Annotated in this window: 26 protein-coding genes; 7 read left to right on the forward strand and 19 right to left on the reverse strand. The window is 65.6% G+C overall.

Annotated elements, in window-relative coordinates:
• Positions 1-50: 50 nt before the first annotated feature.
• The 5 genes from ruvB to pdxT form a co-directional block, all read right to left on the reverse strand.
• On the reverse strand, positions 51-1136 hold the full coding sequence (ruvB, locus tag ACTAQI_RS06740) for a Holliday junction branch migration DNA helicase RuvB (protein WP_457950287.1): 1086 nt from the start codon (positions 1134-1136) through the stop codon (positions 51-53).
• A complete protein-coding gene (gene ruvA, locus ACTAQI_RS06745; RefSeq protein ID WP_457950288.1) occupies positions 1129-1773 on the reverse strand; it encodes a Holliday junction branch migration protein RuvA in 645 nt (214 codons plus the stop codon). The genes ruvB and ruvA overlap by 8 nt, the downstream gene beginning before the upstream one ends.
• Positions 1774-1863: 90 nt before the next feature.
• Positions 1864-2442: a crossover junction endodeoxyribonuclease RuvC gene (ruvC, locus tag ACTAQI_RS06750; RefSeq protein ID WP_457950289.1), complete on the reverse strand. Its 579-nt coding sequence runs from the start codon at positions 2440-2442 to the stop codon at positions 1864-1866.
• Positions 2443-2510: 68 nt separating this feature from the next.
• A complete protein-coding gene (locus ACTAQI_RS06755; protein ID WP_457950290.1) occupies positions 2511-3266 on the reverse strand; it encodes a YebC/PmpR family DNA-binding transcriptional regulator in 756 nt (251 codons plus the stop codon).
• A 3-nt stretch (positions 3267-3269) separates the two neighbouring features.
• Positions 3270-3980 (reverse strand): pyridoxal 5'-phosphate synthase glutaminase subunit PdxT, encoded by a 711-nt coding sequence (gene pdxT / locus ACTAQI_RS06760; protein WP_457950291.1) that lies wholly within the window; start codon positions 3978-3980, stop codon positions 3270-3272.
• 90 nt (positions 3981-4070) lie between these two features.
• Here pdxT and ACTAQI_RS06765 point away from each other — a divergent pair, with 90 nt between their 5' ends.
• A complete protein-coding gene (locus ACTAQI_RS06765) occupies positions 4071-5363 on the forward strand; it encodes a MurT ligase domain-containing protein (RefSeq protein ID WP_457950292.1) in 1293 nt (430 codons plus the stop codon).
• On the forward strand, positions 5360-6115 hold the full coding sequence (locus ACTAQI_RS06770) for a type 1 glutamine amidotransferase (protein ID WP_457950293.1): 756 nt from the start codon (positions 5360-5362) through the stop codon (positions 6113-6115). Before ACTAQI_RS06765 ends, ACTAQI_RS06770 begins: the two co-directional genes overlap by 4 nt.
• 16 nt (positions 6116-6131) lie before the next feature.
• On the opposite strand, the gene ACTAQI_RS06775 is transcribed toward ACTAQI_RS06770, so the two are convergent.
• On the reverse strand, positions 6132-7505 hold the full coding sequence (locus tag ACTAQI_RS06775; protein WP_457950294.1) for a ferredoxin reductase family protein: 1374 nt from the start codon (positions 7503-7505) through the stop codon (positions 6132-6134).
• A gap of 165 nt (positions 7506-7670) precedes the next feature.
• Here ACTAQI_RS06775 and ACTAQI_RS06780 point away from each other — a divergent pair, with 165 nt between their 5' ends.
• Positions 7671-9683, forward strand: coding sequence for a M3 family metallopeptidase (locus ACTAQI_RS06780; RefSeq protein ID WP_457950295.1), 2013 nt, complete (start codon positions 7671-7673; stop codon positions 9681-9683).
• Between the two features lie 261 nt (positions 9684-9944).
• Here the strand turns inward: ACTAQI_RS06780 and pdxS are convergent, their stop codons facing one another.
• From pdxS to ACTAQI_RS06810, 6 genes are all read right to left on the reverse strand, one after another.
• A complete protein-coding gene (pdxS, locus tag ACTAQI_RS06785; protein WP_457950296.1) occupies positions 9945-10871 on the reverse strand; it encodes a pyridoxal 5'-phosphate synthase lyase subunit PdxS in 927 nt (308 codons plus the stop codon).
• Positions 10872-11009: 138 nt separating this feature from the next.
• Positions 11010-11633 carry a phosphatidylinositol phosphate synthase gene (gene pgsA / locus ACTAQI_RS06790; RefSeq protein ID WP_457950297.1) on the reverse strand — a complete coding sequence of 208 codons (624 nt, stop codon included), beginning with the start codon at positions 11631-11633 and terminating at the stop codon, positions 11010-11012.
• Positions 11623-12210, reverse strand: a complete 588-nt coding sequence (locus tag ACTAQI_RS06795; protein WP_457950298.1) for an HIT family protein — start codon at positions 12208-12210, stop codon at positions 11623-11625. Before ACTAQI_RS06795 ends, pgsA begins: the two co-directional genes overlap by 11 nt.
• 18 nt (positions 12211-12228) lie before the next feature.
• The gene (gene thrS, locus ACTAQI_RS06800; RefSeq protein WP_457950299.1) at positions 12229-14238 is read right to left on the reverse strand and encodes a threonine--tRNA ligase; all 2010 of its coding nucleotides are present in this window, start codon (positions 14236-14238) and stop codon (positions 12229-12231) included.
• A 128-nt stretch (positions 14239-14366) separates the two neighbouring features.
• Positions 14367-17870 (reverse strand): DNA polymerase III subunit alpha, encoded by a 3504-nt coding sequence (locus ACTAQI_RS06805; RefSeq protein ID WP_457950300.1) that lies wholly within the window; start codon positions 17868-17870, stop codon positions 14367-14369.
• Between the two features lie 10 nt (positions 17871-17880).
• Entirely contained in the window at positions 17881-18231 is a 351-nt protein-coding gene (locus ACTAQI_RS06810; protein ID WP_457950301.1) for a DUF6504 family protein, read from the reverse strand.
• Positions 18232-18363: 132 nt separating this feature from the next.
• On the opposite strand from ACTAQI_RS06810, the gene ACTAQI_RS06815 reads away from it, so the two are divergent.
• Positions 18364-18753 (forward strand): hypothetical protein, encoded by a 390-nt coding sequence (locus tag ACTAQI_RS06815; protein ID WP_457950302.1) that lies wholly within the window; start codon positions 18364-18366, stop codon positions 18751-18753.
• A 26-nt stretch (positions 18754-18779) separates the two neighbouring features.
• Here the strand turns inward: ACTAQI_RS06815 and ACTAQI_RS06820 are convergent, their stop codons facing one another.
• Positions 18780-19103 carry a chorismate mutase gene (locus ACTAQI_RS06820; protein WP_457950303.1) on the reverse strand — a complete coding sequence of 108 codons (324 nt, stop codon included), beginning with the start codon at positions 19101-19103 and terminating at the stop codon, positions 18780-18782.
• A 16-nt stretch (positions 19104-19119) separates the two neighbouring features.
• Here ACTAQI_RS06820 and ACTAQI_RS06825 point away from each other — a divergent pair, with 16 nt between their 5' ends.
• Positions 19120-19542, forward strand: coding sequence for a VOC family protein (locus tag ACTAQI_RS06825; RefSeq protein ID WP_457950304.1), 423 nt, complete (start codon positions 19120-19122; stop codon positions 19540-19542).
• Between the two features lie 40 nt (positions 19543-19582).
• On the opposite strand, the gene ACTAQI_RS06830 is transcribed toward ACTAQI_RS06825, so the two are convergent.
• Complete coding sequence (locus ACTAQI_RS06830; RefSeq protein ID WP_457950305.1) at positions 19583-20344, reverse strand: SOS response-associated peptidase; 762 nt, start codon at positions 20342-20344, stop codon at positions 19583-19585.
• 132 nt (positions 20345-20476) lie between these two features.
• Here ACTAQI_RS06830 and ACTAQI_RS06835 point away from each other — a divergent pair, with 132 nt between their 5' ends.
• Complete coding sequence (locus ACTAQI_RS06835) at positions 20477-20734, forward strand: mycoredoxin (RefSeq protein WP_141941622.1); 258 nt, start codon at positions 20477-20479, stop codon at positions 20732-20734.
• Between the two features lie 37 nt (positions 20735-20771).
• Here ACTAQI_RS06835 and ACTAQI_RS06840 read toward each other — a convergent pair whose 3' ends face one another.
• The 4 genes from ACTAQI_RS06840 to ACTAQI_RS06855 all read right to left on the reverse strand — a co-directional run bounded on the left by ACTAQI_RS06840 (position 20772) and on the right by ACTAQI_RS06855 (position 24730).
• Entirely contained in the window at positions 20772-21521 is a 750-nt protein-coding gene (locus tag ACTAQI_RS06840; RefSeq protein ID WP_457950306.1) for a lipoate--protein ligase family protein, read from the reverse strand.
• 68 nt (positions 21522-21589) lie between these two features.
• Positions 21590-23302: an ABC1 kinase family protein gene (locus tag ACTAQI_RS06845; protein ID WP_457950307.1), complete on the reverse strand. Its 1713-nt coding sequence runs from the start codon at positions 23300-23302 to the stop codon at positions 21590-21592.
• Between the two features lie 5 nt (positions 23303-23307).
• Positions 23308-23850 carry a PadR family transcriptional regulator gene (locus ACTAQI_RS06850; RefSeq protein ID WP_457950308.1) on the reverse strand — a complete coding sequence of 181 codons (543 nt, stop codon included), beginning with the start codon at positions 23848-23850 and terminating at the stop codon, positions 23308-23310.
• A gap of 76 nt (positions 23851-23926) precedes the next feature.
• Positions 23927-24730, reverse strand: coding sequence for a thioesterase family protein (locus ACTAQI_RS06855; RefSeq protein ID WP_457950309.1), 804 nt, complete (start codon positions 24728-24730; stop codon positions 23927-23929).
• A gap of 158 nt (positions 24731-24888) precedes the next feature.
• Between ACTAQI_RS06855 and ACTAQI_RS06860 the strand changes: the two genes are divergently transcribed.
• A complete protein-coding gene (locus tag ACTAQI_RS06860) occupies positions 24889-25566 on the forward strand; it encodes an endonuclease/exonuclease/phosphatase family protein (RefSeq protein ID WP_457950310.1) in 678 nt (225 codons plus the stop codon).
• A 33-nt stretch (positions 25567-25599) separates the two neighbouring features.
• Here the strand turns inward: ACTAQI_RS06860 and ACTAQI_RS06865 are convergent, their stop codons facing one another.
• Positions 25600-26115, reverse strand: a complete 516-nt coding sequence (locus ACTAQI_RS06865; protein ID WP_457950311.1) for an NUDIX domain-containing protein — start codon at positions 26113-26115, stop codon at positions 25600-25602.
• Between the last annotated feature and the right edge of the window lie 25 nt (positions 26116-26140).

The following is a 26140-nucleotide window of genomic DNA, read 5'->3' on the forward strand; positions in this document are numbered from 1 at the left end:
AACGTGCCGGGCGTCATACCAGTCTAAAGGGAAAAGCTGAACGGAGCCTGCTATTGGCTCTCCGGGGCCCAGTCCCCTGCCTCGCACGCATCCGCGGCAGGCTCGAAAAGGTCCAGCTGCTCCTGCGCAAAGACGCCGGACGGGATGGCGTACCCCAGGTGTGTCCAGGCCGGCGCCATGGCAATCCTGCCGCGGGGCGTACGGCCCAGCAGCCCTTCCCGGACCAGGAAGGGTTCCGCCACTGTTTCCACTGTCTCGGTCTCTTCGCCCACGGCTATGGCAAGAGTGGACAGGCCCACGGGACCGCCGCCGAACTTGGTGATGAGGGCATCCAGGACAGCCCGGTCAAGCCGGTCCAGCCCCTTTTTGTCCACCTCATACATGTCGAGGGCAGCAGACGCGGCCCTGGCATCAATTTGCTCGACGCCGTGAACCAGCGCCCAGTCACGAACCCGGCGCAGCAGGCGGTTGGCGATACGGGGAGTGCCGCGCGAACGGCCGGCGATTTCAGCGAACCCGGCGGAGTTGACCTTCAGGTCCAGCAGGCCCGCTGAACGGCGCAGGACCAGTTCCAGCTCCGCGACGGAGTAGAACTCAAGGTGCCCGGTGAACCCGAACCGGTCGCGCAGCGGTCCCGGGAGCAGCCCCGCGCGGGTGGTGGCGCCCACCAGGGTGAACGGCGGCAGCTCCAGCGGGATGGCGGTAGCGCCGGCGCCCTTGCCCACCACGATGTCAACGCGGAAGTCTTCCATGGCCATGTACAGCATTTCCTCGGCAGGCCGGGACATGCGGTGGATTTCGTCGAGGAACAGGACCTCACCCTCGGACAGCGACGACAGGATGGCTGCGAGGTCGCCGGCGTGCTGGATGGCCGGCCCGCTGCTGAGTCGCAGTGGGGCGTTCATCTCAGCCGCAACGATCATGGCGAGGGTGGTCTTACCCAGGCCGGGCGGACCGGAGAACAGTACGTGGTCCGCGGTGCGTCCACGCATGCGGGAAGCCTGCAGCACCAGCGACAGCTGCTTGCGCACCCGGTGCTGGCCCACGAAGTCATCCAGGTTTTTGGGCCGCAGGGCTGCCTCGATGGCGCGCTCCTCCGGTTCCTCCCCCGCGGCGACCAGTGACGGTTCAACCACGGGTGCCTACGCGGTTGCCGGCCCGTGCGCCGTCCTGCCCCAGCCACCGCAGGGTGGTCCGCAGGATTTCCGGCACGTTCCCGCGGAAGGACACCTCCGGGTCGTCGGCAAGGGCCTTGTCGATGCTGGTGGAGGCGTCTTTTTCGGACCAGCCCAGGCTGGTCATGGCCGCTACCACCTGGGGCTTCCAGGCGGCTTCGGCAGGGGTTGCGGCACCGCCTGGTGCAGGGGTCCCGTGCGGGACCAGCTTTCCGGCCAGCTCCAGCACGATCCGGCCTGCCACCTTGGGCCCGATTCCGGGAACTTTGGTAAAGGTTTTGCTGTCGCCGGTGTGCGCCGCCACCCTGATCGCTTCGGGATCGTGGACGGCCAGGACGGCAAGGGCCAGCCGCGGCCCAACCCCGCTGACACTCAGCAGGATGTCAAACACCTCGCGCTCGTCATCGGAGGCGAAGCCAAAGAGCGTCAGCGAGTCCTCCCGGACGATGAGCGAGGTGAACAGCTGGCCCTGTTCTCCTACGTGCAGCCGGCTGAGCGTCTGCGGGGTGGCGTTGACGCTCATCCCGGCACCGTTGAGGTCTATCACGGCCGTGGACAGGCCAACGTGCGCTACGGTTCCGCGGAGGAAACTGATCAAGGCCGGGCTCCCGTTGTACCGCCGGCCTCGCAAGTGAGAACCCGGCTATCCGAACATATCTACGAATACACTAGCAAGGGGCAGGGACAATCAGCGCGAACGGCGCGCTTTTGCCTCTGCTTCCGCCCAGGCGCGCTGGGCGGGCGTCAGGGATGAGCTGCCGGGACCGGTAGTGGCCACCGCGGCGCCGCTTCCGGCCCGCCACGCATGCGTGATGGCCAGCGCCAGCGCGTCGGCGGCATCGGCGGGGCGCGGCGGGGTGTCCAGGCGGAGGATTTTGGTCACGAGCTTGGTCACGGCGTCCTTGTTCGAGGAGCCGCTTCCGGTCACCGCGGCTTTAACCTCCGACGGCGTGTGCAGCGCCACCGGGATTCCCCGGCGGGCCGCCGCCGCGATCACCACGCCGGACGCCTGGGCGACGCCCATGACCGTGCTGACGTTGAGCTGCGAGAAGACGCGTTCGACGGCGAGGACCTCGGGTTCGTAGCGGTCCAGCCACTCGTCGATGGCCGTGGCGATCACCAACAGGCGCCGGTCAAGGGTTTCGTCCGGGGATGTGCCCACTACACCCACCGCCACCAGGCTGGCCCGGCGGTTGCGCTCGACATCCACCACACCAATGCCGCAACGGGTGAGGCCCGGATCAACGCCAAGGACGCGGAGCGTCACTTCCGCTCCGCTGTGGCCGGGGGGCCCGGCTGAAACTCCCGCAGCGGTCTAGCTGGCAAGGCGGGGCGTCATTCGGATTCCAGGGCAGCCTGGACTTCGTCGCTGAGGTCGGCGTTGCTGTACACGTTCTGCACGTCGTCGAGGTCCTCAAGGGCATCTGCCAGCTTCAGGAACTTGCGGGCGCCGTCGACGTCGAGTTCCACCTGCATGGAGGGGACAAACTCAACTTCGTCGGTGTCGTACTCGATGCCGGCTTCCGCCAGCGCCTGCCGGATGGCCTGCAGGTCACCCGGCTCCGAGTGGATCTCGAAGGTCTCGCCGTTGTCCTTGACTTCCTCCGCGCCCGCGTCCAGGACGGCCATCAGGACGTCGTCCTCGCTCAGGCCGTTCTTAGGCAGGTTAACCACGCCCTTGCGGGTGAAGAGGTAGCTCACGGAACCGGGGTCGGCGATGGTGCCGCCGTTGCGGGAGATGGCCAGGCGGACTTCGGAAGCTGCCCGGTTCTTATTGTCGGTGAGGCACTCGATCAGCAGGGCAGAGCCCTGGGGGCCGCGGGCCTCGTACATGATCTCGGTGTAGTCCACCACTTCGCCGGTGAGGCCGGCGCCGCGCTTAATGGCGCGGTCGATGTTGTCGTTGGGGACCGAGGTCTTCTTGGCCTTGGTCACGGCGAGTTCCAGGCCGGGGTTGCCGGCAAGGTCCGGTCCGCCCATCCGGGCGGCAACTTCGATGTTCTTGATCAGCTTGGCGAACGACTTTGCGCGGCGGCTGTCAATGATCGCCTTTTTGTGCTTGGTCGTCGCCCATTTGGAGTGGCCTGACATGCTTTACGCTTCTCCTCTGATCATGCGGATAAAAAGTTCGTGTACGCGTTTTTCGCCGGTCACTTCCGGGTGGAAGGAGGTGGCCAGCAGCTGGCCGGAACGCACTGCCACAATTCTAGCCGCCCCGGGCAGCGGTACAGCGTGCGACGCCTGGCCGGGATCTGCCGGTTCCACCTGTGCCAGGACCTCCACGTCCGGGCCTACCCGCTCCACCCAGGGGCCGCGGATGAAAACGGCGTGCACGGGTGCCACGCCGGATTCGGTGGCGCTGAAGTCCAGTCCCTTGAAGTCCAGGTCGGTCTCGAAGGATTCACGCTGCCGGCCGAAGGCGTTGCGGCGCACGGTGATGTCCAGGCCGCCGAACGTCTGCTGCGGTGCGCCGGAAAGATCGGTGGCCGGATCGGCGATGTCCGAGGCGAGGAGGATCATGCCTGCGCAGGAGCCGTAGACGGGCAGGCCCTCGGCGATGTATTTGCGGAGCGGGGCGGCGAGATCGAAGGCCCGGGCGAGCTTGTCGATGGTAGTCGATTCCCCGCCGGGGATGATGAGGCCGTCCAGGCCGTCGAGTTCCTCCGGGCGGCGGACTGCCACGCCCTGTGCGCCGGTGGCTTCCGCGGCGCGCAGGTGCTCGCGGAAGTCTCCCTGGAGTGCCAGGACACCAATCCGCAGGCCCGAGCCCGCGCGCGCAGCATCAGCAGAAGGGGGTTTTGTCATCCATCCAGCATACGGGCCCGGCCCCCTGCATGTTGCCGCGGACCGGCTGCCGGCAAGGGTTGCATGCCGCTGCTGGGATATATTCAAAACATGGTCTTCTTCAGTGTTCCGCTCGGCAAGCTGGTCCGCAGGGTGTCCCGGCTGCGCGGCGGCGGGTCCGCCCTTCCAGGACTGGTGGTCGAGAAAATCGACCCCGGTTTCATGAGGCGCACGCTCACCACGCTGCCCCATGGCGTGGCGGTAGTAAGCGGCACCAACGGCAAGACCACAACCACCAAAATGGTGGTTGAACTGCTGGAAAGCCAGGGCCTGAAGGTCTTCACCAACCGCACCGGCAGCAACTTCACCCGGGGGGTGGCGGCTGCCCTCCTGGGGGAGGTGGATTGGCGCGGCAGGCTGGACGCGGACGTCGCCGTCCTGGAACTCGATGAAGCCCACGCGGTCCATTTCGTTAACAGCGTTCCGCCGCGGTACTGCCTGCTGCTCAACGTCCTGCGCGACCAGCTGGACCGCTTCGGCGAGATCGACAAAACAGCGCAGCTCCTGCAGCACATCGCCGCCAAGACCACCGGGACCGTTGTCCTGAACCGCGAGGATCCGCGGGTGGCCAGGATCGCAGACACCCTGACGGGACAGGAGGTCAAGTACTTCGGCCTTGACGACTCCCTCCTGGGCACCTTTCCCAACGACGATGACATGCGCTCCGCTCCCGGCAGCCCTGCTCCGGCGGGCCTGCCGGAAAAGCCGGCTGCCGACGTCGTGCTCCGGAAGGTGGGCACGGACAGCGCCGAGTTTGAGTACGACGGCGGTACGGTCACCACGGCGATGAAGCTGCGCGGCGTGTACAACATCTTCAACGCGGCCGCTGCCCTGGCCCTGGCCCGGAGCATTTGCGGCGCGGGTGCCGCCACCGCAGACCACGCCACCTTGCTGGAGGCGCTGTCCCGGGTGGCACCTGCCTTTGGCCGCGGCGAGAGCCTCACGGTGGAGGGCCAGCCACTGGACCTGGTGCTGGTGAAGAACCCCAGCGGTTTCCGGCTGGGACTGAAGTCCTTTCCCGCCGGCGGTTACGCCACCATGATCGCCATCAACGACAACTACGCGGACGGCCGGGATATGTCCTGGCTCTGGGATGTGGAATTCGATTCCCTGCGCGAGGGTGGCGTGGAGCTGCTGACCGGTTCCCGGGCCTACGACATGGCGCTGCGGCTGCAATATGACCAGGTCCGGGTCGGCGCTGTGCAGCCCGAGATTCCGGCCGCCCTGGCTGCCTTTATCAGGGAAGGCCAGGGCAAACCCAAGCGGATCTTCTGCACCTACACCGCCATGCTTGCCATCCGCCGCGAGCTGTCCAAAATCACCACCGTGGAGGTTGTCTCGTGAGTCCGGCAGAAACAGCGACAGCTGGCGAGCAGTCCAAGGGCACCATCCGCGTGGTTCAGCTGTACCCGCGGGACATGAACATCTACGGCGACTGGGGCAATGCCCTGGTCCTGCAGCGCCGCATCGCCTGGCACGGATACACCCCGGAACTGCTCGAGTACAACGTGGGCGACCCCTTCCCCGAGGCCGTGGACATCATTGTGGGCGGCGGCGGGCAGGACAGCGGGCAACTGGTCATCCAGGACGACCTGCAGGCCCGCGCCGGACAACTCAAGGAGCTGGCCGAGCACGGCGCCCCCATGCTGGTCATCTGCGGGCTGTACCAGCTCTTTGGCCGGTTCTTCAAGACCCGCACCGGAGCCGTCATTCCGGGCATAGCCGTCCTGGACGTTGAAACCCACGGCACCGATGAGCGCCTGATCGGCAACGTCAAGGTCTCAACCACGGAGTTTGGCGAAGTCCTGGGCTACGAGAACCACAGCGGCCAGACGACGCTGGGCAGCGGTGTACGGCCGCTTGGAACCGTGGCCAAGGGAACGGGAAACAACAGCAACGACGGTCATGAAGGCGCGCGGTACCGGAACATCGTTGCCAGCTACCTGCACGGCTCGCTGCTTCCCAAAAACCCCGCCATCGCCGACTTCCTCATCCGTACCGCCGCGGAGCGAAAATTCGGCAGCTTCTCCCCCGGCGAGCCGGACGACACCTACGCGGTTTTGGCACGGGAACACGCCGCCCGCCGCCCCCGCTGAGCTGGAACCGCCAGGGTCACCGCCACTGGAAATACTCCCGGTGGATGTTGGCCCGGCGGACTCCGGCTGCCTGGAAAGCCTTGCGGAACTGCCGCAGCATGGCGTCCGGACCGCCCATGAATACCGAGAGCCGGCGTGGTTCCGTTCCCACGGCCGACATCACCGTGTCCGGAGTCAACCGCCCGTCAGTTTCGGTATCCACCAGATGGACCGTAAGCCGGGGGTGGTTCCTGGCGATGGCGGTGATCTCATCGGCAAAAGGCGACGGCCCCGCCGAGGTTACGAAGAAGTGGACATCCTCGGGCAGTTCGCCGCCCGGCTCCCCGTCCAGCGACCGCAGCCAGCTCAGGAACGGCGTTATCCCCACCCCGCCGGCGATCCAGACCTGGTGGGCCGTGCCCCTGTGCCGGTCAAAGCGGCCGTAGGGCCCTCCGACCACAGCAGGCATCCCGGGCTGGACCACGTCGGGAAGCCTTGTGGTGTGGTCGCCCAGCGCCTTGACCGTGATACTGATTCCGCCCTCCAGAGCGGGCCCCGAGATGGAGAAGGGGTGCCGCTGCCAACCTTCCGCTGTTTCGAGGTAGACCATGGCGAACTGGCCGGGTTTGAACGACAGCGGGCGGCCCAGGGGACGGAGTGCCACCTCCACCAGGTCCGCCGCGACCGGCCGGACCCCTGCCACCTGGTAGTCGTGGTGGGGCAGGAAGCGCCGGGCCAGCAGTTCCCGGTAGGTATAGAACGCCAGCCCCGTTCCGCCGATGGCCACGTAACTCCACCGCAGGGCCGGCGCTGCCTCGAAGGCGCTGGCATCGAGTAGTCCGTGCAGGAAGCCGGCAGCCACGAACAGTCCCGTGAGGCGGTGGAAGCCCCGCCAGCGTTCGTAGCCGCCCAGGAACCGGGCCGCCAGACGGAATGCCTTGGTCTGCAGCGCGGCAATGACTACGCGCCGGACCGGTGCCGGAAGCATGGTCCGCCAACGCGGCAGCACCGCCCACACCACCAGCGCGGCAAGGCCGCAGATGGCCACCACCGCCAGCGTCTTTCCCACGCTTGTTGCCTCGGGGTTGGATGCAAGTTCGATGTGCGGCAGCAACAGGATGGTTGCGGTGACAGCGGCCCTGCGGTGCCAGATGGCGGCGTGGTCGATTCCGCCGAAGGCCGGCTCGACATGAGGGAGGGTGCTGACCAGGACCAGCGCGATGGAGTACAGCAGCACGGACTCCCCGCCGAAGAGTTGGCCCACGTGCCTGAGGACCGGTTCGCCCGCCGGCCTCACCAAGTACCAAAAGATCCCGTACGCCGCCGCCAGCACCATGACGGCGCCCGGTCCAAGCCAACGGAACGGGATGCCAAGCAAGGCGGCTCCCGTCGTCGTACCACGTTTGGTCATGGACCAAGGTCCCTTCGTCAATGCCGACCCGAAGCGCACCCCATGCAGGACGCGCAGAATGCGGCCCGGAATGGACCGCATAGCGGCAATTGTAGGGATGCAGGCTGGGAGCCGGTGCCATTTCCATTAATTGAGAACCGCGCCCCGCTGTGAAAGGTTTACCCCATGACGAACCCGCTCCTTGCCGCCAGTCCCCTGCCCTACGGCCTTCCACCTTTCGCAGACCTTACAGCGGAGCAGTATGGTGCTGCCATCGAGGCAGGACTGTCTGCCCACCTGGCCGAGATCCGGGCCATCACGGAAAATGCAGAGCCTGCCACTTTCGAGAACACGGCACTCGCCATGGAACGCTCCGGGCAGCTCCTGAACCGGGCCGCCGCGGCATTCTTCACCCTGGTGTCGGCTGATGCGTCCACGCAGATCCGGGAACTCGAAACAGAGCTGTCGCCGCGCCTCTCGGCCCACCAGGACGAGGTGTACCTCGACAGGGAACTGTACGAGCGCTTTGCCGCCATCGATACCGCGGGCTTTGATCCCGAGTCAGCGCGCCTGGTGGAGGAATACCTCAAGGAGTTCCGCCAGTCCGGCATCCAGCTCGATGCGCCGGGCCAGGAGCGGCTGCGTGCCATTAATGCCGGGCTGGCCAGGTTGGGCACCGAATTCGGCCAGCGGGTCAAGGAAGGAATGAAGTCCGCAGCCCTGCTGCTGGAGGATGCCGGTGACCTGGCGGGCCTGCCGGCGGACGACGTCGCCAGCGCCGCGGAAGCGGCCCGCGCCGCCGGGCATGACGGCAAGTACCTGCTCACCCTGATCCAGCCCGGCAATCAGCCTGCCCTTGCCTCGCTCGAGAACCGGGACGTCCGCCGTCGGCTGTTTGAAGCATCCGTGGCCAGGGGCAGTGGCGGCGGGAGCCTGGATGTCCTGGACCTGGCCAGGGAAATGGCCGGGCTGCGGGCAGAGAAAGCCCAACGGCTGGGTTTTGCCAACTATGCCGAGCTTGTGGCGGACCGGCAGACGGCGCCCGACTTTGAGGCGGTCCGGACGATGCTGAACCGGATGGCGCCGGCGGTCCTCCGCAATGCCGATGCCGAGGCAGCAGCCCTTGCCGAGGCCGCCGGGCACCCGCTGGAAGCATGGGACTGGGCCTATTACTCGGCAAAGGTGCGGCGGGAAAAATACGATGTCGACGAACAGGCCCTCCGGCCGTACTTTGAGCTGGAGCGGACCATAGCCGATGGCGTGTTCCGTGCAGCCACTGAGCTGTATGGGATCACCTTCCACGAGCGGAAGGACCTCAAGGGCTATCACCCGGACGTGCGTATCTGGGAGGTCCGCAATGAGGATGGAACCGGCCTGGGGTTGTTCCTGGGCGACTACTATGCGCGTGAATCCAAACGGGGCGGCGCGTGGATGAACTCACTCGTGGACCAGTCAGCGCTGCTCGGCACCCGGCCTGTGGTGATCAATACGCTCAATATCTCCAAGCCGCCCGCAGGCGAGCCGACGCTCCTCACCCTGGACGAACTGCGCACGCTCTTCCATGAGTTCGGCCACGCACTGCACGGCTTGTTCTCCAACGTCGCCTATCCCCGCTTTTCCGGCACGGCGGTGCCCCGGGATTTTGTGGAGTACCCGTCCCAGGTGAACGAAATGTGGATCACCTGGCCCGAGGTTTTGGCCAACTACGCACGCCATCACGTCACCGGGGAGCCGCTTCCGCAGGACATCGTGGACCGGCTCGAGGAATCCCGGCTCTGGGGCGAAGGTTTCGCCACTACGGAATACCTGGGTGCTGCCCTGCTGGACCTGGCGTGGCACGTGCTTGAACCCGGCGGCGTGCCGGACGACGCCCTGGAGTTTGAAGCGAAGGCCCTTGCCGCGGCGGGAATCGCCCATCCGCTGATCCCGCCCCGCTACCGGACCGGCTATTTCCAACACATCTTCGCGGGGGCCGGCTATGCGGCGGCCTACTACTCCTACATCTGGAGCGAGGTGCTGGACGCCGAGACGGTGGACTGGTTCAAGGAGAACGGCGGCCTCACCCGTGCCAACGGCGATACGTTCCGCCGCGAACTCCTCTCCCGGGGAAACAGCCGCGACCCCCTGGAATCGTTCCGGACCCTTCGCGGCCGCGACGCGCGCCTGGAGCCGCTGCTAAAGCGCCGCGGCCTCGACTAACCCCATCGAATGCTCCGTACTTGTCGTTTTCGGGCCGGAAAACGACAACTACGGAGCAATCGATATAAAAAGAACGACGCCGGTCCCCGACCAGAGAAGGTGGGGGAACCGGCGTCGTCTAACAGAAAAGCACGACGGTGGGTGCTGATCCGGCAGCGTGCGTAAAAGGGGCCCCGCCCCCAGCCACGCGCCCATATGGCGGCAGCGGGAGGCGGGGAATAGCACGCAAAGGATCAGCGCCCGCCGGGCGCCGAAAGCAACTTACCAGCCGCGCTCGGCAAGGCGGTGCGGTTGGGGGATCTCGTCGACGTTGATGCCCACCATGGCTTCGCCGAGGCCGCGCGAGGCCTTGGCGATGACGTCGGGGTCGTCGTAAAAGGTGGTGGCCTTGACGACGGCGGCGGCGCGCTGGGCGGGGTTGCCGGACTTGAAGATGCCGGAACCGACGAAGACACCGTCGGCCCCGAGCTGCATCATCATGGCGGCGTCAGCGGGGGTGGCGATGCCGCCGGCGGTGAACAGCACCACGGGGAGCTTGCCGGCGGCGGCCACTTCCTTGACCAGTTCGTACGGGGCCTGCAGTTCCTTGGCGGCGACGTACAGTTCGTCCTCGGGCATGGAGGAGAGCTTGGCGATTTCGGAGCGGATCTTGCGCATGTGGCCGGTGGCGTTGGAGACGTCGCCGGTGCCGGCCTCGCCCTTGGACCGGATCATGGCCGCGCCCTCGTTGATGCGGCGCAGGGCCTCGCCGAGGTTGGTGGCGCCACAGACGAAGGGAACCTTGAAGTTCCACTTGTCGATGTGGTTGACGTAGTCGGCCGGGGTAAGGACCTCGGATTCGTCGATGTAGTCGACGCCGAGGGACTGCAGGATCTGCGCCTCCACGAAGTGGCCAATGCGGGCCTTGGCCATGACCGGGATGGAGACGGCATCGATGATCTGGTCGATCATGTCCGGATCTGACATCCGGGACACGCCGCCCTGGGCGCGGATATCGGCCGGAACACGCTCAAGCGCCATGACCGCCACGGCACCGGCGTCTTCGGCGATGCGGGCCTGCTCGACGTTGACGACGTCCATGATGACGCCGCCCTTGAGCATCTCGGCCATGCCGCGCTTCACGCGGCTGCTGCCCGTGACGCTGTTCGCGGAGGAACCGGCCTCGTTGCTTACATCAGGTGTAGACACAAAAACCCCTATGGGTAGACAGATGATCTTCGCCGGGCATGCGGCGGCAGCTGCCGGAGGTGCACGCACGGATTTGCCGGGTCGCTTGACCGGGCACTTATATACTAGTCCCCCGCCGCGCAGCCGGCTTAATCATGCTTAATCAGCCGGCGTGGGTTCCGCAAGCGCCTGCCGCCGGACGGAGAGCACGCGCTGGACCACGGTGATGAGGCTGGCCACCGCCAGGAGCACCAGGGTGACCAGGAGCACTACCGCCGGCAGCCCAAGGCCGGTCAGTCCGGTGACCACCAGCACGGAGACCAGCCGCTCGGCCCGCTCTGCGATGCCGACGTTGGCGGTGAACCCCAGCGATTCCGCCTTTGCCCGGGCGTACGAGACAACCATGCCCAGGACCAGGCACAGCAGGGCAGATGCGGCGATGGCCGTGTTGTTTCCGCCGGTAAAGAACCACGCGGACACGCCGGCGAAGAGTGCGCCGTCGGCGATGCGGTCAAGGGTGGAGTCGAGGAAGTTCCCCCAGCGGCTCTTCATGTCCTGCATCCGGGCCATGATGCCGTCCAGGACGTCGGAAAAGATGAATGCCGTGATGAAGACCGTTCCCCAGAAGAGCTGGCCGAGCGGGTAGAAGACGAGGGCTCCCGCGGCAACCCCTGCAGTACCTAGGATGGTCACCGCGTCCGGGGAAACGCCGATTTTCAGGAGCCAGCGGGCCAGCGGCGTAAACAGCGCAGTGAAGAAGCCGCGGGCATGCCTATTCAGCATCCGACTCCCCGGGCCAGGCGTTAGCCACCTGCTGCCTGACCTCATCAAGGGTCTGGGTGATGGCTTTGGTCTGGGCGATGATGGGGAAGAAGTTACCGTCGCCGCCCCACCGGGGCACGATGTGCTGGTGCAGGTGAGCGGAGATTCCCGCGCCGCCCACCACTCCCTGGTTCATGCCCAGGTTGAAGCCGCCGGGATTGGATACCTTGCGCAGGACCCGCATGGCTGTCTGGGTCAGGTCGGCGAACTCTGCTGTTTCTTCAACCGTGAGGTCTGTGTAGTCCGGGATGTGCCGGTAGGGGCAGACCAGCAGGTGGCCCGGGTTATAGGGGAACAGGTTCAGTACCACGTAGCAGGTCCGCCCGCGGTGGACGATGAGAGCTTCTTCGTCAGTGCGGCCGGGGCCCACGCAGAACGGGCAGTCGTTCTCGTTCTTGAACTGGTGCTGCCCGCCCTTGATGTAGGCCATGCGGTGCGGAGTCCACAGGCGCTGGAAGGCGTCCGGGACACCGGCGAGGTCAAAGTCGTCGGTAACGCCGGCATCGCCTGGATATCCTGCGCCTGTGTTCTCCTGCACTGTTCTGCTTCCGTTCGGCTAGCTGGTCCGGTTGCGGACGGCTTCGGTGATCCGCTTGACTGCTTCAGCCACGGGCACGCCGTTGTCCTGGCTTCCGTCACGGAAGCGGAATGAAACGGCACCGGCCTCCGCGTCGTCGCCGCCGGCGATCAGGACGAACGGGATCTTGTCCTTGCTGGCGGTGCGGATTTTCTTGGGGAACCGGTCCGTGGAAGTGTCCACCTCGGCGCGGATGCCCGCAGCCTTAAGCTGGTCGACGACGTCGAACATGTACTCGTTGAACGCCTCGGCCACGGGGATGCCCACCACCTGGACTGGGGCCAGCCACGCGGGGAACGCGCCGGCGTAGTGCTCAGTGAGGACGCCCATGAAACGCTCCACCGATCCGAAGAGCGCACGGTGGATCATCACCGGACGCTGCCGGCTGCCGTCGGCGGCCTGGAATTCCAGCTCGAAGCGCTCGGGCAGGTTGAAGTCCAGCTGGATGGTGGACATCTGCCAGGTGCGGCCCAGCGCATCCTTGGCCTGCACGGAAATCTTGGGACCGTAGAACGCGGCCCCGCCTGGATCCGGCACCAGCTCCAGCCCGGACTCCTGCGCCACCTCGGAAAGGGTCCTGGTGGCCTCCTCCCAGGTGGCGTCGTCGCCAACGTACTTCTCCGGGTCCTTGGTGGACAGCTCAAGGTAGAAGTCGTTGAGGCCGTAGTCCTTGAGCAGGTCCAGGACGAAGGTCAGGGTCTTGGTGAGCTCGTCCTTCATCTGCTCGCGGGTGCAGTAGATGTGGGCGTCATCCTGTGTCATGCCGCGGACGCGGGTGAGGCCGTGCACCACACCGGACTTCTCGTACCGGTAGACGGAACCGAATTCGAACAATCGCAGCGGCAACTCGCGGTAGGACCGGCCGCGGGCGCGGAAGATGAGGTTGTGCATGGGGCAGTTCATCGGCTTCAGGTAGTAATCCTGGCCGGGCTTGCGCACGGTGCCGTCCTCATTGAGTTCGGCATCCACGTGCATGGCGGGGAACATGCCCTCCTTGTACCAGTCAAGGTGGCCGGAGACCTCGTAGAGGTGGCCCTTGGTGATGTGCGGGGTGTAGACGAAGTCGTAGCCGGCCTCGACGTGCCGCTGGCGCGAGTAGTCCTCCATCTCCTTACGGATGATGCCACCCTTGGGGTGGAAGACGGGCAGGCCGGAGCCAAGCTCGTCCGGGAAGGAGAACAGGTCAAGTTCGGATCCCAGCTTGCGGTGGTCGCGGCGCTCGGCCTCGGCAATGCGCTCCTGGTAGGCCTTCAGGGCGTCCTTGGTGGGCCACGCGGTGCCGTAGATACGCTGCAGCTGCTGGTTCTTCTGGTTGCCCAGCCAGTAGGCCGACGACGAACGGGTCAGGGCGAAGGCGTTGGAGATCATCTTGGTGTTGGGCAGGTGCGGGCCGCGGCAGAGGTCGCACCAGACGGTGGTGCCTTCCTTGCGCTCCACATTGTCATAGATGGTGATGTCACCCGCGCCGACCTCGACGTTCACGCCTTCCCCGGCTTCGGCAGCTTCATTTTTCTTGCCCAGGAGCTCGAGCTTGTAAGGCTCGTTCTTCATGGCTTCGCGGGCCTGGTCCTCGCTGACCACGCGGCGGACGAACTTCTGGTTCTGGTTGACGATCTTGAGCATCATCTTTTCGAGGGTCTTGAGGTCCTCGGGGGTGAAGGGCTCGGCGACGTCGAAATCGAAGTAGAAACCGTCGGTGATGTAGGGGCCGATGCCCAGCTTGGCGCCGGGACGCAGCTGCTGCACAGCCTGGGCCATCACGTGGGCGGTGGAGTGGCGCAGGACGTTCAGGCCGTCCGGGGAATCGATGGTGACGCCTTCCACCTGGGCGCCTTCAGGCAGTTCCTGGTCAAGGTCCTTCAGTTCGCCATTCACGCGGGCTACGACAACGTCACGGCGCTCAAAGAAGAGTTCCGCACCGGTTGTCCCGGTAGTCACCTTGGTCTCTTCGCCATCGACGAGAAGGGTGATCTGCTGGGCATCTGACACGGTTGTCTCCTATTCAAAGTTAAGGCTTCATAGCTTGTGGCGTACGGGGACCACAGCCAGCCACCGTCAATGCTATCGGTTCCGGTAAGGGCCGACCAACGCGGCACACGGGGCTGGTGGAACGGCGGTCACCCATTGAACCCGGTGATCGCCAGCGTCCTGCTGATGCCATCCAGGGGATGCGGCCCGTCCCCGGAGTCCTCCCGATTGAACTCCGGGGTGGACTCCGGGAAGGGCAGGCTCTCGGTCCGGCTCAAGTCCCACGCCATGTTCGCGCTGATGCTGATGCCACGCGGACCCGTCCTTCGGGTGGTCCCGCGGATCAGCAGCAGGCGGGTTCCGAACAGGAGCGGCCCGGCGCTTTCCTGGGCCTCATGGAAGAAAACCGAATCCACGCAGCCGGTTCCGTCGTCAATGCTGATGAACACCACCCGCCTCCCGCCACGCATGGGAGGAGTCTGGGTGGCCACCCTGACTCCTGCCACCAGCACTTCTGTCCCGTTGCGCAGGCTGAGGAGCTTATCGGCAGTGGTGACACCAAGCTTTTCCAGCAGGGGCCGGTGGCTGTCCATCAGGTGGGTACTGACATCGACGGCCATGAGATCCAGTTCCGCCCTGACGTTTTCCACCAGGGTGGGGGCGGGAAGCCCGGGTTTTAAATTGCGTAGTTCGATGTCGCCCAAGGGAAGGGAAAGCTGCCCTTCCAGGACCTCCACGCCTTTTCGAGCGCCTTTGGCTGCTTGAAGCTGCTGCAAATGGTGCACCAGGTCCGCACGGTTGGCAGGGCCTCCGGCTTCCCGGTGCAGGGAATCAAAGGCCCCGAGTTGCGCAAGGCGCCTGATGCTTGGCTTGCTGAGCCGCGAGCGCGCCCGGAGATCTGCCAGAGAGTCATACGGCTGGCCGGCAACGATCCGCTTCAGTTCCGTGGCAGACAATCCGTAGATCCCGTTCAGGCTGAGCCTGATCCCAAGCCTGCCGGCATCCTTGCCGGACCCGACCCGCTCCACCCGGTATTCGGCCTTGCTCCGGTTGATGTCCAAGGGAAGGATGGGAATGCCCAGCCGGCGGGCTTCGGCCACCAGCAGCCGCTTGGGGTACATCCCGGGGTCGTGCTCCCATAAGCCGGCCAGGAAGGCTTCGGGGTGGTGTGTCTTGAGCCAGGCTGACTGGTAGGTGGGGACGGCAAAGGCAGCGCCGTGGGCTTTGCAGAAGCCGAAACTGGCAAAGGACTTCAGCGTCCCCCATACCTTGTCCACTACCTCAGGGGTGTACCCCTTGGCTTTGGCGTTGCGCCTGAAGTACTCCTCCACCTGCGCTTCACCTGCCTCGCTGCTCAAGGCCCTGCGGAACTCGTCGGCTTTTGCCAGCCCGCAGCCGGTCATGATGTCCAGGGTTTTCAGGATCTGTTCGTGGAACACCGTAACCCCATGGGTTTCCTGCAGCACCGGCTTGAGGTCAGGGTGCGGGTAGACCTCAGGGGCGAACCCGTGCCGGTGTTCCAGGAAGGGCCGCACCATGTCGGATTTCATGGGCCCTGGACGGAACAGTGAGATATCTATGATGAGGTCGTTGAACTCCCGGGGCGCCATTTTGCCGATCAGTTCCCGCTGCCCGGGGGATTCGATCTGGAAGCAGCCAAGGGTGTGCGTGCTTCTGATCAGCTCGTAAGTCGCTTCGTCGTCGAGGGGGACGGCGTTAAGGTCTATCTGGCCGTTGGCGGCAATGTAGTCCGGGCCGGAACCTTCAGGACCCGCAGGGTGGTTCCCGGCTTTGACCACTTCTTCCCTGGACGGATGGATCCTGATGATCTCCCGGACAGCGAAAGCCATGGCACTTTGCATGCGGACACCCAGGACATCGAGTTTGAGCATGCCCATGGGGTCCATGTCATGTTTATCGAACTGGCTCATGGGCAGGCCAAGACCGCTTGGCTGGACCGGCGTGCGGTCCAGGAGGGTGGCATCGCCCAGGATCACTCCGCAGGGGTGCATGGAAATGTGGCGGGGCAGCCGGTCGAGCCGTTCGGTCAGGTCCACCAGCAGGTCAAGCTGCTGGTTTCCATTGGCGTCGCGCTGCTCCACCCTGCCGGCAAACTCCCGCAGTTCGGGCTTTTCCTGCAGCGCCTCACGGAACTTCCGCGCCGAGAAGCGCCACAACTGCTTGGCGATCTCCCCTACCTCGACGTCGTCCATGCCCAGCGCCATTCCGGCGTCGCGCACTGCACCACGGGCGCGGTATCCGTTCTGCATGCTCATCAGGGTGACCCGTTCAGAGCCGAAGCGTTCGAAGATCCGCCGGTAGACGGTGTGGCGTTCGGCGCTTTCGACGTCGATATCGATGTCCGGAAGGGTGGCGCGGTCGTTGGAAAGGAACCGTTCAAAAATGAGGTCGTGCTGGAGGGGATTCACGTGGCTGACGTCAATGAGGTAATTGACCAGGCTGGATGCTCCCGACCCCCTGGCTGCCGCCCTGACCCCCATGTCCTGGATCATCCGGGACACCTCCGCAACCGTCAGGAAGTAGGAGGAGAAGCCCAGGTTGTGGATGATGCCAAGCTCATGGGACAGACGGGCCAGCATGTCCTTCTCCGCTTTGCCGCTGATTCCCGGGAACCGCCTGCCGATACCAGCCTGGCAGCGCTGGATGAGTTCGGTGTGCGGATCCTGGCTGATGCCAATAACGGAAGCCTCAGGAACCACTGGCTGCTTCCATCCCATATCCGAGGTGGGGTCTATCCGGCAGAGATCGGCGAGCGCCTCCGTCTGCACCATCAGCTGCGTGAGGTCTGCGGCACCGTAACCGGCAGCGGAAATGATCTCCCTGCCAAGCGCCTGCATCTGTTCCGGGGTTTTCAGCCACCCCTGGCCGGTGGGTTGAAGCAGTGGTTCCCCTGCCAGTTCCGGCAGGGACTTCAACGTCCGGGCGGAGTCAAGGACGTCGGCGGTTGGCGCTCCGTCCGCAGCGCAATACCGGACGGCATTGGTTAGGACCGCCGGGACATGGTGTTCCTCGGCGAGCCTGAGCATGCGCACTGCATGGGCAGTGCTGAACGGGGTACCGGGCGCACTGAGCTGGGAGACGATTTCCGCTACCACCGTTCCGGCGGGCATTGCGTCCAGCCATTGCTTGAACAGGGTCCGGGGACGCAGGTAACGCCGTCCACCCATGGCCCGTCCAACATCTGAATCAGGGCCGAGCAGAACCGTCAGCACCGGTTTCAGGGTTTGGGGGTCAAGGGTGCGGGAGGCCAGTTCGGCGCGGGTGACCGCAGCGGGCACCACTCCCCCGGCTTTCCCAGAGGTCCTGGCGTGGGCATCGGAAACCAGCCGGCACAGCGCACGGTACCCGGCACCGTTGTTATGGCCGCGGGCCAGCACCACCACCCTGCCTGCTACCTCCGTGCGGTGGTCGCCGTCGTCGTCAAATACTGCAAGGTCCACCCCCACAATGGGGTCGATGCCTGCAGCCATGCAGGCCTTGAGGTGCTTGATGGTGCCGTACAGGCCGTCCCGGTCTGTGCAGGCAAGGGCCGTGGCACCGTTGGCGGCGGCTGCCGTGGCCAGTTCCTCCGGCCATGAAACGCCGTAGTGGGCGCTGAACGCCGTGGAAACGTGAAGGTGGGTAAAGGTCATGCTGGTCTGGTCATGCTGATTTAGGGCGAAGAGCGTCATGGATCCGCAGCAGCCGCCAACGGCCACTGCTGATATGGCGGGTCAGGTCAAGGGTGAGGGGTTCCGCGTCTTCCGGTTCTTCCGGCGAAGCGGGACGGGACACCATCAGGGCTGGCAGGACCTGGACCCGCCAGATTTCGTGGTCCACCACGCCTGGCCCGCTTCCCAGCGGAGCCCGGGTGTCCTCTGCCCACCATTGACGGCGTTCATACCACCTGACAGGTTCGGCGCAGACAATGTACGACGTTCCTGCCCACGTCAAGGATTCCGGCTGCCCGCCGGCGGAGCACACTACGTCAACGGACTCGCTGAACATGCCCATGTGTGCGCCTCCCGGACGATACTTCCCTACAGGTATTCGAATATGTGTTCGAATAAATCCAGTCTACGCCGGGCAGGCAGCAAAACATAGGCGGGGGTGGACGGGGCGTGCGGCAGGGAGCAGGATGATGGCATGAGTACCGATGACGCACTCCTGAAGCAGGCAAGCATCAAGACCCAGGACTCCACTCTTGTGGCAAAGTTCGACATTGACGGCGCCATTCCGGATTCCGGCGCGTATGTCGTGGGCCTGATGGGAGCCTCGTCTGACTATTCCCTGCAACGACGGCTGTGCATTGAGTTCATGAACGGGGAGGCGATCGCCTGCTACTCGTTCAACCGGGACCAGGGAATCGAGGAAGATTTCGACCTGTCCGGGGTGTCCCACTCAGAGAACAGCATTACCGGGAGCTTTCCCCTGACGGCCCTGAACGGACTGGGGCAGGGGCATGTCCTGTCAGCCTTCAGCGAGGCCGACGGACGGGAGTTCCAGCACGGGGTGCCGGTGGAGGAAGCCATCTAAGGCTCCTCCACCCCGGGTGAAGCAGCTCAGCTGTTTTCTTTGTGGATCCGCAGTTCAAGTTCGATGAACGCGGAGATCATTGCACGGTAGGTTGACTCGACGATGTCCGGGTCAATGTCCTTTTTCTCCGCGGCGGACCGCACGTGTTCAATGATCCGCTCCACCCGGCCGGGGGCACGCACCTCGGCGTCGTCACCCTTGAGGGTGCCGGCGATCCTGATCAGCCGTTCGCGGCGGGCGATGAGGGTGACAATCTGTTCGTCCACCTCGTCAACAGCAACCCGGACGGCAGCGAGCTGTTCCCTGTCGGCCCGTGCATCCCTATCGTTTCCTTGAATTGTCGCCATCATCTGACAGTATCGAAGCATGGAGCCCAGAGTCGACTTTATCTCCCTAGGTGTCCGCAGCGTTGCGGCCTCGCGCGCCTTCTACATTGACGGCCTCGGCTGGCCCGTCCACCGGGAAGTCGCCGGGGAGGTGCTGTTCATCCAGGTCAACCACGGGCTGGTGCTCTCCCTCTGGGACACCCGCCAGATGCAGGCCGAAGCCGGTACCAGCCCACCCGCCGGCGTCCCCGGCATCACCCTCAGCCACAACCTCGGAAGTCCCCAGGACGTGGACAAGGTCATGGAAGAGGCCGCGGCGGCGGGCGCTGCCATTATCGCCGAGCCCATCACCCAGCCCTGGGGCGGCTATACAGGGTATTTTGCCGACCCCGACGGGTTCCGCTGGGAAGTGGCGTACAACCCCACCTGGGCAGTGGACGACGCCGGCACGGTCACCGTTTAACACCGGCGCACCTTTGGCGGCGGCTGCTGGAACAGGGCTGCTAGAACAGGGCTTCCACCGGGCGGATCAGTTCCGGGCCGTTGTTGCGGACATTGCCCACTTCCTTCCCCACCGATTCCACCTGCCAATCGGCGGCGGCGTCCTTGACCCCTGACCGCACCAAGTCAACCAAAGCAGCGGCATCATCCGCCTGCGGATCGAGCCAGGCTTCCATGGTGGCTTTGTCCATGGGCAGCGGCACCCTGTCGTGCAGCTCAGTCAGCTTCCCGAAGATGGTCGATTCAGTCCCGGGCGGCGGGGTGTCAGCCGTGAGGATGGACGTTGAGAGCAGCCAGCGGCCCGGATCCCCCTCCGGCAGGGACGGGTCCTTCCACCACTCATAGAGGCCGGCGAAAACCAGCCCGCGGTCCTCCCCGGGGTGCACATAGTAGGGCTGCTTCGACTTCCCGGGACCCTGCTTCCATTCGTAGTACCCATCGGCCGGGACGGCACAGCGCCGGGACTGCACGGCCTTCCGGAAGGCCGGCTTCTCCAGCACCGATTCGCTCCGGGCGTTGATCATGCGCGAGCCGATTCCGGGATCCTTTGCCCAGGACGGGACCAGGCCCCAGCGCGCCACATGCAGCTGGCGCACCTGCCGGGGGGCGGCACTGTCATCAACCAGGCGCTCCAGCACAATGGGGACGGCGTCGGTGGGTGCCACGTTCCACGACGGCGGGATGCTCACCTCGTTCTCCAGCTCGGCGTCGAATTCAGCCAGGAGGTCACCCACGGCACGTGCCATTACGTAGCGTCCACACATGGGACCAGCTTGCCACCGCCCGCCACATACTGTCATCCAGCGCCGCTGCTGGCCTTCAACACCGGGGAATACCGGCGGCCGCGCTACGGTTGACGGTAAGGAAACCTTTCAAGCGACGTATAGGAGATCCCTGTGGACTTCACTCCCGAATCCGGCACCATCACCATGTTCTCCACCACCTGGTGCGGATACTGCAACCGGCTTAAGAAGCAGCTGGACGCGCAGGGCATCGGCTACACCGAAATCAACATCGAAGAGGTTGACGGCACTGCCGAGCTCGTGGAGCAGCTGAACGGCGGCAACCGCACCGTTCCCACCGTCCTCTTCCCCGACGGCACCGCCGCTACCAACCCGTCCGCCGCCGAGGTCAAGAGCCGCCTGGCTGCCTGACGGGCTGCGCGGCGTTGCGCCGCATAACTGATGCGGGTCATGCCCCCAGGCTGCTGAAGGAAGCAGTTTCCAGGGTGGCATGGCCCGCATACGTTTTAAGAAGAGCCTGCTCAACGGCCGCCACGTCCAGGCCGGGCACCAGGTCATTCGCGGCGCCGGCGGTGGCAGGGTCCCAGTCCAGGCCGAGCGCGGCATAGCTGTCGGTAAGGACCTTGCGGATCGGGGCGGAATCCTCCACCACGATGACGGAGCTGAAGAGCCAGCCCCCGGAGACCACCCTTTGGGCCGTGCCCACCAGTTTTATCCGCCGGGAACTGTCCGCGGGATCGGTCCCGTGCACGCTGAACTCACCCGGGCAGTATTCCCCCGGGATTTCCCCCACGGCCGCCCTGACCCCCACGCTCCGCAGTGCCTGCGCAAAGAGCTCGCCGAAGTAGCCGAACCGGGCCTTGGACCCGGCGACGGCGTCCGTGTCCGGTTCGATGTGATCCACCACCAGCGTGCCCTGGTGATAGGCGGCAGCACGTCCGCCCGCCCTCCGGACCAGTGGCTCGAAGCCGTTATCCAGGCAGGCCTGGGCGGCAGCCTCGAATCCCGGCAGCCGGGTGTCCCGCTGCCCGAACGCCACGGTGGGAGCAGGCCGGTACAGCCGCAGGGTGGGACCAATGCCGCCGCTCCTGGCCCTGGCCAGCAGCTCCAGGCCGAACTCGAGGTCGCGGCCCGCGCCGAGTGACACGTCCTGCCGAACCACGGTAAGCGTGCTGGTTCCGGTACCGGTGTGGTGCATTATTGCGAAGCTCCTGCATTGAGGGCGGACAGGCCTCCCTTAGGTTACGCCCGACGGCGGCGGCGGCCTTAACGCCCCCGGCGCCCCACCCACAGCGCGTGCAGCAGTGGAACGGCCGATGCCGCCATCAGCACATTGCTGAGCACCGGGTCGTCGGTGCGGACAACGGCCCCGGCCAGCAGCACGGCCCCGAAGACCAGGGCGGAGGCTGAGCGGCGTACCGCCCGGTCCAGCCGTGCAGCCTGGCGCTCCAGGCGAGGGACGGCCACCTGCAGCGATCCTTCCTCCAGCCTGCCGGCCAGGGCGTCCAGCCGGCCCGGGAGTCGGAAGGCAACACCGGCGGCGTCGATGGCCTGCCGCGCCACATCCTGGACCACGTTGCCGCGCTCGTTCCGGAGCAGCTGCGCAGCGTAGGGCTCCACGGAGTCCCAGAGATTGAAGCGCTCGTCCAGGGCGCTGCACACCCCGGATGTCAGCGACATGGCACGGATGATCAGCAGGAAGTTCTCCGGCAGCTGGAACGGCAGCGAGCGGACCACGTCGCCAAACTCCACCGCAAAATCGCGAAACTCCCGCGGGTCCACTTCGCGCAGCTCGGCAAAGCCCATCCCGCCGAAGCGGGCAAAGAGCTGTGTCATGGCGCGCTCCAGTCCCACACTGTCAGCTGACGGCATCAAAACGCCCACATCGTTGATGGCCGCCACGAGTCCCTTGCCGTCGCGGGCGGCGGCGGCGATCAGCAGCTTCCGCAGCCCGCTGCGCGTGGAGGCTGTGACCTCGCCCATCATGCCGAAGTCAATGAACGTCAGTTTCCAGGCAAGTTCCCCTGTGCGTGGAAGGACCGGGGTGACGAAAATGTTCCCCGGGTGGGGGTCAGCATGGAAGAAGCCGTTGGTGAAGAGCTGGTCGAACATGATGGACGCGAACACCGGCGCAACCGCCGCGGGATCGATGCCGGCGGCACGGAGCGCCCGGACGTCCGTGATCTTGATGGCCGTAACGTCCTCCAGGGTGAGGACGCGGCGGGTGGTCCGCTCCCACACCACGCCCGGAACTTCCACCCGGTCATCGCCGGCGAAATCCGCTGCGAAGCGCTCAGCGTTGACGGCTTCATGCAGGTAGTCGATTTCCAGGAGGCTGGTCTGGGCGAATTCCTCCACCAGGGCCGGCACGTCAGCCCTGCGGGACACGAGCCGGATGTGGCTGAGCCAGCCGGCCACCTTGCGCAGGGCGGCGAGGTCGACGTCGACAATGGCGCCGATGCCAGGGCGCTGCACTTTAAGGACCACGGCGTCCAGCCCGGTGTCTCCGGCGTCAACGGCATTAAGGCGGGCCCGGTGGGCCTGGCCCAGGGAGGCAGCGGCGATGGGCGATTGGTCCACGGAGGCGAAGACGGCTGCCAGCGGCGTCCCCAGTTCCTGTGCTGCCAGGGTGGAGATGGCCGGGAAGTCGACCGGCGGAACCTCGTCCTGCAGCCCCTCCAGTTCCTTGGTGATCTCCGGCGGAAGGACGTCGAGCCGGGAGGACAGGAACTGGCCCACCTTGATCATGAGGCCGCCGAGTTCCACGGCCAGGTCATGGAACCGCTGGGCAAAGCGCTGCATCCTCCGTGAACGCGTCCGGGCGGCCACCCGGCCAAGTCCTATCCGCGGCAGGAACAGCTCGAACCACCACGTGGCGGCGAGGTTCCAGGCGGCGAAGCGCAGGATCCGGCGGTACCGCCCGCGGTGTTCCCGCACAGGGCGGGTGGGGTCAACAAGGTCCGGGCCGGTCAGCGCCACCCGCGTCAGTCCTGGGCGAGGATGGCGTACAGGCGGCGGCGGGCCTCGTCCAGCACCGCCACCGCCTGGTGCACCTGCTCCTGGGAACCAGTACGGCCCACCTGCGCTGCAGCCTGGGCCAGTTCGATCCCGGCTTTGGGGAGGGACGCAATGCCGCCGCCGGACGTAGCGGCAGCCGGATCCCATGGAGCAGACCCGTGGTGGGCCGCCGACTCCTCGCGGCCGGCCTCGGTCAACGAGTAGATTTTGCGGCCGTTCGATTCCTCGGCACTGATGGATCCTTCATCCGCCAACAATTGCAGCGTGGGGTAGACAGAACCTGCGCTCGGCTTCCAGCTGCCGCCGCTGCGCTCCTCTATCTCACGGATGATCTGGTAGCCGTGCATTGGTTGCTCCGCCAGCAGGGCAAGGACCGCCGCCCGCACCTCACCTTTCCCTGCGCGGGTTCCCACCCGCTTCTCAAACCGGGAGCGCAGCTCCTCTACGGCCTGCCACATGCCGTCCAGGTTGTTCCCGCCGTATCCGCCTGCAGGGTGTGAAGCACGCATGATGAACTCCTTTGCCAATCGCGAACGATATACAACGATACTCAGCGATACATGCCGGCACCATAGCCAGGCAGGGTCAGGATTTGCGCAATGTCAGGATCTGTTCGGCCCGGCCGAACGGCCCCTGCCGGTCGTGCAGCACGGTGGACGTCAGCCCGATCCCGTCACTGCCGAACGAAACTGCATTGTCCAGCCCCAGCCATTCCCCCTGGGGCCTGCGGTACATGTGGACCTGCAGGTCCAGGTTGGGAAACGCGTAGCTGCCCTTTCCCGGCGGAACCCGCGCGGCGATGCCGTTGGCCGTGTCCACCAGGCCCATCAGGCGCGCAAAGTCGCTGCTGTCGGCGCGGTCGGTCAGGGGGTGGTCGGTGCGGAGCCAGACCTTGCCGGCACCAGGCCGGTGCCCTTCAGCCACCCTCATTTCGAGGGAGCGGATGTAGCCGCCGGGCCAGACCGCGGCGCCGTCGTACGGCTTGCATTCGTCAGGGCCGGGGATCACGGCGTCCTCGACGGCGGCAACTTCAGCGGTGTCGCTGGTCAGCATGCGCCACCCCGTGGCTCGGATGGCGGTCCGGCCTCCGGCCACCAGCTCCGCCTGCACCAGTTCGATGGTCCTGCCGGGCCGCAGGGTGGTGGTGTCGATCCGGAACTCACCACCCGGAATCAGCCCCAGGATCTCGTAGCTGATCCGGGCCATCCGCATGTCCTCCCGTGGCTGGTGCCGTTCCAGGACGTCTGCCATGAGGCCTGACGCCGGGGCCATGTGCTGTTCGTGGACGTTCCAGGCACCCTGGGCGTGGATGGTGGACCGGAACAAGCCGCCGCCCAGGTCCTGGTAGTAGAAGTTGCCCCCGGCGAGTTCGGGCAGGTCTGCAGTCAAGGCTGGCCCCTTACGGAAAGTCAGTGAATTGCCACTAACTCTATCCTCCTGCTTCCACGGCGCGCTGCGGCAGGGCAACGAAATGTTGGAAGGTGCGGGTGGCAATCGGACTAGAGTAAGGAACTGGTCCTGTCAGCAACCCTCAAAAGAGGTGTTTCATGCGCGTCATCAGCTACAACCTCCGCAAGCACAAGGCCAGCGGCGAACTTCTCGCCCTGGCCCGGAACCATGACATCGATGCGCTGTGCCTCCAGGAAGTGGACGCCAGCGACCTTCCGGAGACCTTGGGCCCCCTGCATTTGGCCGATGCCACCAAAGGCAACCGGCTGGGCCTGGCCATCTACTACCGGAGCAGCCGTTTTACCGCGCTGGACACGCAGTCCTTCGCGTTGAAGAAATCCATGCATGACAGGGTGCTGGCCCCGGCCCATGAGCGGCTTATCGGCACCAGGGTGATGGACAACGAAACCCAGCATGAGCTGGTCATCGGGTCGTTCCATGCAGCTCCACTGACGGCGTCGAACTCGCTGCGGCGGAAGCAGATCCACGCAGCCCACGCCGAGCTGCTGAGCATGGGCAGGGGCCTGATGACCCTGATGGTGGGGGACTTCAACTACCCGTTCTTCACCAAGAACCTTGACATGCACATGAAGAACTCCGGGTACGCACTCTCCCTGAGCAACAGGAGGACCTACACGCGGTACAAGGTGTTCAAGGGCCACTTTGACTTCGCCACGTCACTAGGCCTGGACATCGCGGGCGTGGAAACGCTGCCGCGGGGAAATTCGGACCACCTGCCCATCCTGGTGACCGCCGAGTACGGCGAGGGATACTAGCCGGCGGCTCCTGCGGAGGAGTCCGGCACCGGCCTACCAGGGCTCGTCGGTGTCCAGCTGTGCCAGCAGGTCCGGCCACGCGGCCGCGAAACCGGGGTGCAGCTCAAGGGCATCCACCTCGGCCACCGGAATCCAGAGCAGGGCGATGCTCTCGGGGTCGCTGATCACCGGCTCAAAGGATTCCCGCACCCGCACCACCACCGTGGTGTAGGACCAGTAGCCGTGGTCCAGCACGGAGGTGAACAGCACTTCCACGCTCTCCGATGGGACGGCGGCCTCCTCGTAGGCTTCACGGAGGGCCCCGTCAACCGCTTCTTCACCCTGGTGCAGGGCCCCGCCAGGCAGGCCCCAGGTACCACCGTTATGGCTCCACACGGCGCGGTGCTGCAGGAGTACTCCCCTGGCAGGATCCCAGGCCAGCACGCCTGCCGCGCCGAACCTGCCCCAGAACCGGCCGCGGTCCCCTTCCACCCACGCGTCGCCGGGGTCTCGCGGCCCCAGGCGCGGGGGCGGCGTTGAGGACATGCTGGAGGGCTGGAAATGATCCATTGCCCCAGTCTGACAGGTGGAGCGG

The sequence above is a fragment of the Pseudarthrobacter sp. alpha12b genome (assembly GCF_054130495.1).

What these genes read in the sequence shown, in the direction of transcription:
- ACTAQI_RS06840 (WP_457950306.1), bottom strand. Translation starts at nt 21,521, where the DNA reads ATGCACCACACCGGTACCGGAACCAGCACGCTTACCGTGGTTCGGCAG.
- ACTAQI_RS06755 (WP_457950290.1), bottom strand. Translation starts at nt 3,266, where the DNA reads ATGTCAGGCCACTCCAAATGGGCGACGACCAAGCACAAAAAGGCGATC.
- ACTAQI_RS06805 (WP_457950300.1), bottom strand. Translation starts at nt 17,870, where the DNA reads ATGACCTTTACCCACCTTCACGTTTCCACGGCGTTCAGCGCCCACTAC.
- ACTAQI_RS06780 (WP_457950295.1), top strand. Translation starts at nt 7,671, where the DNA reads ATGACGAACCCGCTCCTTGCCGCCAGTCCCCTGCCCTACGGCCTTCCA.
- ACTAQI_RS06865 (WP_457950311.1), bottom strand. Translation starts at nt 26,115, where the DNA reads ATGGATCATTTCCAGCCCTCCAGCATGTCCTCAACGCCGCCCCCGCGC.
- pdxT (WP_457950291.1), bottom strand. Translation starts at nt 3,980, where the DNA reads ATGACAAAACCCCCTTCTGCTGATGCTGCGCGCGCGGGCTCGGGCCTG.
- ACTAQI_RS06825 (WP_457950304.1), top strand. Translation starts at nt 19,120, where the DNA reads ATGGAGCCCAGAGTCGACTTTATCTCCCTAGGTGTCCGCAGCGTTGCG.
- ACTAQI_RS06765 (WP_457950292.1), top strand. Translation starts at nt 4,071, where the DNA reads ATGGTCTTCTTCAGTGTTCCGCTCGGCAAGCTGGTCCGCAGGGTGTCC.
- ACTAQI_RS06810 (WP_457950301.1), bottom strand. Translation starts at nt 18,231, where the DNA reads ATGGGCATGTTCAGCGAGTCCGTTGACGTAGTGTGCTCCGCCGGCGGG.
- pgsA (WP_457950297.1), bottom strand. Translation starts at nt 11,633, where the DNA reads ATGCTGAATAGGCATGCCCGCGGCTTCTTCACTGCGCTGTTTACGCCG.
- ACTAQI_RS06860 (WP_457950310.1), top strand. Translation starts at nt 24,889, where the DNA reads ATGCGCGTCATCAGCTACAACCTCCGCAAGCACAAGGCCAGCGGCGAA.
- ACTAQI_RS06850 (WP_457950308.1), bottom strand. Translation starts at nt 23,850, where the DNA reads ATGCGTGCTTCACACCCTGCAGGCGGATACGGCGGGAACAACCTGGAC.
- ACTAQI_RS06830 (WP_457950305.1), bottom strand. Translation starts at nt 20,344, where the DNA reads ATGTGTGGACGCTACGTAATGGCACGTGCCGTGGGTGACCTCCTGGCT.
- ACTAQI_RS06820 (WP_457950303.1), bottom strand. Translation starts at nt 19,103, where the DNA reads ATGATGGCGACAATTCAAGGAAACGATAGGGATGCACGGGCCGACAGG.
- ACTAQI_RS06815 (WP_457950302.1), top strand. Translation starts at nt 18,364, where the DNA reads ATGAGTACCGATGACGCACTCCTGAAGCAGGCAAGCATCAAGACCCAG.
- ACTAQI_RS06775 (WP_457950294.1), bottom strand. Translation starts at nt 7,505, where the DNA reads ATGACCAAACGTGGTACGACGACGGGAGCCGCCTTGCTTGGCATCCCG.